Below are 5,700 nucleotides of genomic sequence, written 5' to 3'. Positions count from 1 at the left end.
CGTGGCACTTGGTTCCCATGTCAACCAGACGGTAAAGTGACGTGCATGACCGAGCCGCGCTGGTTGGACGAGCGAGAACAGCGGGCCTGGCGCAGCCTGATGAAGATGCAGGACGGGCTGTCGGAGTTCCTCGAACGGCACCTGCGCAACCGGTGCGGGCTGTCCGGCGCCGACTACCAGGTTCTGGCCCATCTGTCCGAGGCGCCCGAAGGCCGGCTAAGGTCGTTCGAACTCGGCCGGCTGTTGCACTGGGAGAAGAGCCGCCTGTCGCAGCACCTGGGCCGGATGCAAAATCGCGGCCTGGTGTCCCGCGAGCGGTGCCTCGCCGACCAACGAGGGGCGGTAGTCGCCATCACTCCCCGGGGCAGCGACCTGATCAAGATCGCGGCCCCGCAGCACGTGGCCGACGTCCGCGACGTGCTCATCGATCATCTCACTGCGACAGAGATGGCGATGCTCGTCACCATCGGCGACAAAGTAGCCGAACGGCTGGCCGCGCTGGAACACGAGCACTGATACCCGATCCCGGACCTCACCGCTCACGAACCGTGTGTGTCGGCCTCGAACTCCTGAAGCCACGGCCAGCGGCAAAGTAGCCATCCGTAACCAGAAGCTTCCAGCGCCTTGTCATTGCGGTCGCGGAGCATCCGCGTGACGGTGGCTGCTGACGGGTGCCGGCCTTCTTCTTCCCGGTGGAGATGACGAGCCGCTCGGCGATCTGCCGCAGGCTCAGTTCCTGGTCGCGGAGGTGGAGCGCGACGGCGAGCATGGCGTCGTCCGTGACGGCGGGCCCTACGAAACAGGCGACCCGGTGAGTTCGCATATCCAAAGCGCGCTTGATCGGTGAAAGACGATCAAGCTTCCCGGCACCGGGCCGCCATGTACGCAGCGTCCGCTGCCGCCCCGATCGTCTCGTCTGAGCCGTCCGGCAGAGGCAGCGCGTCCAGCCCGGCCGCGGCGTGCCACGTCAACTTGACGCTTCCTCCCGTCGCCGGTCATCGCCGGCTGTGGCGGGGATGGCATTGTCAATGAGGACGGTGGCAATGGCGGCGGCGGTGGGGAAGGCGTCGGCGTTGAGGACCCGGGTGCGGGCCGCGGCGCCGTCGATGAGCAGCGCGAGCTGCTCGCCGAGCTGTTCAGGGTCGGCGGCGCCGGCTTCGCGGGCGGTGTCGGCGAGCCGCGCGGCGACGGCTTTCTTGTAGTCGCGTGCGTATTGGGACGCGGGGTGCTCGGGGTCGTGGAGTTCGACGGCTGCGGCGATGTAGGGGCACAGGGGGGTGGTGGGGGGGATGTCGAAGACGGCGAGCAGCCGTTCGCGGGGCGTGAGGTCGGTGCGGTCGAACACGCTGGACAGAACGGAGGGGTCGAACCGGCGCAGGTACTCGGCGACGAGTTCGTCCTTGCCGGTGAAGTGCTGGTAGGCCGTGCGCTTGGACACCTGGGCCGCCGCGCAAAGCAGGTCCATGCCGGTGCGGTTGATGCCCTGCTCACGGAACAGCTGCTGGGACGCGCTGAGGATGCGCTCGCGGGCGCCCCGGCCGCGGCGGCGGCCCTGGGGGCCCTTCTCCAACTCCGTCATGGGTCCATGCTACCCCAGATAGGTAACGACCGGTGTACATAGCTTGCGCCCTGGCCGTCCACTCGATACCGTAAGCACACAGAGCGGTGTACATAACAGTTGTCACCCAGGTGCGCACGGCACCACCGACCTAAGGGAGAGACCATGGGAAAGCTTGACGGCAAGGTCGCGGTCATCACCGGCGCCACCACCGGCATGGCGCTGGCCGGCGCGAAACTGTTCGTCGACGAGGGAGCGCACGTCTTCATCACCGGCCGCCGCCAGGACATGCTGGACGAGGCCGTGAAGCAGATCGGCCGCAACGTCACCGGCGTCCAGGGCGACGCCGCTGACCTGGACGACCTGGACCGCCTGTACGACACCGTCAAGCGGGAGAAGGGAAGCCTCGACGTGCTGTGGGCCAGCGCCGGCGGCGGCGCGCCCGCTCCGCTCGGCGAGATCACCGAGGCCCAATTCGACACCTGGTTCGGGCTCAACGCCCGCGGCACCCTGTTCACCGTCCAGAAGGCCCTCCCGCTCTTCAATGACGGCGGCTCCATCCTCATGACCGGCTCCAACGCCTCCCTCGGCGCCTTCCCCGGCTGGAGCGTCTACGCCGGCAGCAAGGCCGTCCAGCAGGCCTGGGCCCGCATCTGGCTCAACGAGCTCAAGGACCGCCGCATCCGCGTCAACGTCCTGACCCCCGGCCAGGTCGCCACCGCCAAGCAGGAAGAACTCTTCGACGAGGCCACCAAGCGCCAGTTCGAGTCCCTCATCCCCCGCGGCCAGATGGGCCGCCCCGACGAAATCGCCACCGCCGCCCTCTTCCTCGCCTCCGACGACTCCAGCTACGTCAACGGCATGGAACTCGTCGCCGACGGCGGCACCACCGCCATCTGAACCGAACAACCACCACCAGTGCGGGGCATCTCATGAGCAACATCAGCATCATCGGCACCGGGAACATGGCCCGCACCATCGGCGCGCGGGCGATAACGGGCGGCAACACCGTCGAGATCATGGGCCGCGATCAGTCCAAAGCCGCTGACCTGGCCAAGGCTCTCGGCGGCGGCGCCACGACAGGAGAATGGGGCACCGCCCCGGCCGGGGACATCGTCATCGTGGCCCTGTTGTACGACGGTGTCGTGCCGGTCGTCGCCCAGTACGGAGACGCTCTCGCGGGCAAGGTCATCGTCGACATCAGCAATCCCTTCAATGCCACGTTCGACGGGCTGGCCCACCGCGAGGAGACCTCGATCGCGCAGGAAGTCGCCAACGCGGCCCCGGCCGGCGCCAGCGTGGTGAAGGCGTTCAACACCATCTTCCGTCATGTCCTGGAGAAGGGTCGGCCCGACGTCTTCATCGCCGGCGACAATGCGCAGGCCAAGGCAAGTGTGGAGGCGTTCATCGAGAGCCTAGGGCTGCGCCCGCTGGACGTCGGCGGCCTGAAAATGGCGCACTGGCTGGAAGGAGCCGGCGTGGTCACGGTGGGCCTCGCCAACCACGGGGTGGGGGACTTGGACTTCGCCCTCAGCATCACCGAACTTCCCGTCTGAGCAAACGGTCGACGGATCACCGAAAGGACTCGCCAATGCAGCTCGGTTTCACACTTCCCATCATCTGAACCAAGCAGCCCCGCTGCGCACCGTCCCCGATCCGATCACGGCCCCAGAGCGAATCATCGACCTGAAGGTCCCCCTTTGAGGAGCTGACCATCGGATTAAGCATCCGGCCCCGCATTCGCCACCTGCTCGCGGCGAGGCGGGGCCGCTGCACGCGACGAACGCGCGGCCCAACTCACCCGCCGAGTCTGCCCACTCGACGCGCTCGCAACCGCCACCGAAACCCCCACTCGGCGTGGGCGACGCCGGCGAGTATCCACGGGGCAACGGCGAAGGGCCTGGCAGGAGTCGCCGGGTCACGGGAGCGTCTGCTGAGCGGCCGTGCTCCCCTGCCGGGCGCGGCCGGGCGCCGATGCGCCGAGGTTGTTCAGGGCGATGGTGACGGCGACCAGCACCACGCAGGTCGTCGCGATCGCCGCCACCACGCCGTGTACGCCGATCCAGGGCACCGCGAGCGGCAGCGCCAGGACGACGACCGCGCAGAACGACAACAGACCGGAACGGATCATCGACTCCGCCGCGACCAGCGCGTGCACCATCCACAGCAACAGGAGGAACACCCCGACCGGGATCGCGACCGCGTAGCCGACGACGAGAGGACCGGCCGTGATGCCGTGCCCGCTCTGTTCGACCGCGACCTCCAGACCGGCGCCGAGCGCGGCGAGGGCCGCGAAGATGCCGTAGTGGCCGTACCCCCACAGATAGGAGCGATCACGGCGGTCGCTGAGCCCCTCGCCGGCGTCCACCAGGAAGTACAGCCACCACAGGGCGAACAGCACCACCAGGCCCGACACGGCGATCACCACGAACGGGCTGCTGATCCCGGTCATCGCGAGCGCCGCCTCGACACCCCGGGACGCGGCGAGCACGCTCTCGCCGAGCAGGATGATGGTGAACAGGCCGTACCGCTCGGCGATGTGATGCGGGTGCCACGTGGTCGGCTCGGCCCGCTCCGCCCAGCGGGGCACCGCCAGCTCCAACACCGCCAGGACGACGAACAGCGGCAACTCGGCGACCATGGGCGCGAGCACCGAGTGGTACAGCCAGCCCACCGTCAGGACGGTGATGCCCGCGGCATAGCGCAGCGCCGTACTCCTGCGCGCCGGATCGGCCAGGCCGGCCCGCAGCCACAGGACGACCAGGCCGATCCGCATGATGACATAGCCGAAGGTGACGAACCGGTAGTCGCCGTGCTCGGCCGCGGCCGGCACCGCGGCCGCCAGCACCAGTACCCCGGCCATCTGCACCATCGTCAGCAGCCGATAGGGGACGTCATCGGTGTCGTAGGACGAGGCGAACCAGGTGAAGTTCATCCACGCCCACCAGATCGCGAAGAAGACCTGCAGGAACGGGACGACCCCGCTCAGCGCGTGCCCCTCGGCGATCTTGTGTGCGAGCTGGGCGGTGACGGCCGCGACCGCGACCACGAAGGTGAGGTCGAACAGCAGCTCCAGCTGGCTGGCGACGCGGTTCGGCTCGTCGATGGGACGCGCCCTCATCCTGATCCGGACCCTGATCATGGCTGGTGGCAAGATCTCGCTCCTGTCGCTCCGTGACGCCGTCCTGTCAGTGAGACAGCACAGCGGCCCGCCCTGTGACAGCACAGCGGCCACCGCCTTCCGGCACCGTGGCCGCACGGCGTTGAACCGTCAGTGGTGCCACACCGATCGGGACGATTGCTCCGCCGCCAATGCCTGACTTCGCGGGCGCCCTCGTCATGTCACCGAGATCCTCCGGCCGCAGGCGGTGAGGATGTCAGACAGACATGTACGGCTTCCAGGCGACGGCGAAGACGGCGACCAGAAGGAGCGGAAGCACCTGGGCGAACGCGATTCCCCTTCGGCGATGTCTCCACGCCACGGCGGCGATCACCAGCAGGATGAACGCCACGGCCGCCGACAGCCCGTGGACGACGCCGGACCGGAAATTCATCAACTCCAGCCATTCCGCGTGGGTCACGTCTCCTCGCCCGTCACACCACACGGTGTAGCCATCACAGAACTGCTCGCCCCCCAGCGAGCGAACCTGGCCCGCGAGCGACCACGTCAGCCACAGAAGAAGCAGGTCACCGACCAGAACCGCGCCGATGGTCGCCGCTCGCTTCATCGCTGAAACTCCCCCGGCTTCACGGTCCGCCACCCTCGAATCGTACGGAAGAACACCCTTCCGGTGCGGGCCTTCGGCTCTGAGATGCCCGCGGCGAGCACGATCCGGGCCCGTCAGAAACACCCTGCCCATCAAGCCTGGACCGGCGCGTCACTTCCGAGCGGTGCGGACGGTCAGGTGGCCGTAGGGCAGGTCGCCGGTGACATGGACGTGCAGGCCACCCAGGCGGGGCGAGGGCTCGCACGTGACATGCCCCCAGGCGGCGCGGACAGCGTAGGTGTCCGCGCCGGCGCCCGCGGGCAGGACGATCGTGGCGTGGCCGTAGGTGAGGCGGAGCTCGATGTCGACACGCCGGTGCGGGATGTGCGCGCGGGACAGGTCGAGGCGCACCCTGCCGTACTCGGACTCGACCCG

7 protein-coding genes and 1 pseudogene are annotated in these 5,700 nt (G+C 68.4%); 3 read left to right on the top strand and 5 right to left on the bottom strand.

Annotation, left to right across the window (positions count from 1 at the left end; genetic code table 11):
- Window positions 1–45: 45 nt before the first annotated feature.
- On the top strand, window positions 46–516 hold the full coding sequence (locus IEY93_RS37055; RefSeq protein WP_189167835.1) for a MarR family winged helix-turn-helix transcriptional regulator: 471 nt from the start codon (window positions 46–48) through the stop codon (window positions 514–516).
- 16 nt (window positions 517–532) lie between these two features.
- On the opposite strand, the gene IEY93_RS37050 is transcribed toward IEY93_RS37055, so the two are convergent.
- Window positions 533–769 (bottom strand): hypothetical protein, encoded by a 237-nt coding sequence (locus IEY93_RS37050; protein WP_189167836.1) that lies wholly within the window; start codon window positions 767–769, stop codon window positions 533–535.
- Window positions 770–967: 198 nt separating this feature from the next.
- Window positions 968–1,579, bottom strand: a complete 612-nt coding sequence (locus IEY93_RS37045) for a TetR/AcrR family transcriptional regulator (RefSeq protein WP_189167834.1) — start codon at window positions 1,577–1,579, stop codon at window positions 968–970.
- 144 nt (window positions 1,580–1,723) lie between these two features.
- Between IEY93_RS37045 and IEY93_RS37040 the strand changes: the two genes are divergently transcribed.
- Entirely contained in the window at window positions 1,724–2,458 is a 735-nt protein-coding gene (locus IEY93_RS37040; protein ID WP_189167833.1) for an SDR family NAD(P)-dependent oxidoreductase, read from the top strand.
- 32 nt (window positions 2,459–2,490) lie between these two features.
- Window positions 2,491–3,114: an NADPH-dependent F420 reductase gene (locus tag IEY93_RS37035; RefSeq protein ID WP_189167832.1), complete on the top strand. Its 624-nt coding sequence runs from the start codon at window positions 2,491–2,493 to the stop codon at window positions 3,112–3,114.
- Window positions 3,115–3,476: 362 nt separating this feature from the next.
- Here IEY93_RS37035 and IEY93_RS37030 read toward each other — a convergent pair whose 3' ends face one another.
- The 3 genes and pseudogenes from IEY93_RS37030 to IEY93_RS37020 form a co-directional block, all read right to left on the bottom strand.
- Window positions 3,477–4,679 carry a low temperature requirement protein A gene (locus tag IEY93_RS37030; RefSeq protein ID WP_189167831.1) on the bottom strand — a complete coding sequence of 401 codons (1,203 nt, stop codon included), beginning with the start codon at window positions 4,677–4,679 and terminating at the stop codon, window positions 3,477–3,479.
- Window positions 4,680–4,935: 256 nt separating this feature from the next.
- Entirely contained in the window at window positions 4,936–5,319 is a 384-nt protein-coding gene (locus IEY93_RS37025; RefSeq protein ID WP_189167830.1) for a hypothetical protein, read from the bottom strand.
- Between the two features lie 117 nt (window positions 5,320–5,436).
- A pseudogene (locus IEY93_RS37020) lies at window positions 5,437–5,700 on the bottom strand (DUF1707 SHOCT-like domain-containing protein); the annotation flags it as partial.

This window comes from Sphaerisporangium melleum, from assembly GCF_014646695.1.
Classification (GTDB): domain Bacteria; phylum Actinomycetota; class Actinomycetes; order Streptosporangiales; family Streptosporangiaceae; genus Sphaerisporangium; species Sphaerisporangium melleum.
Note: the sequence above shows the minus strand (reverse complement) of the source record. Positions and strands in the feature narration are given on the sequence as shown.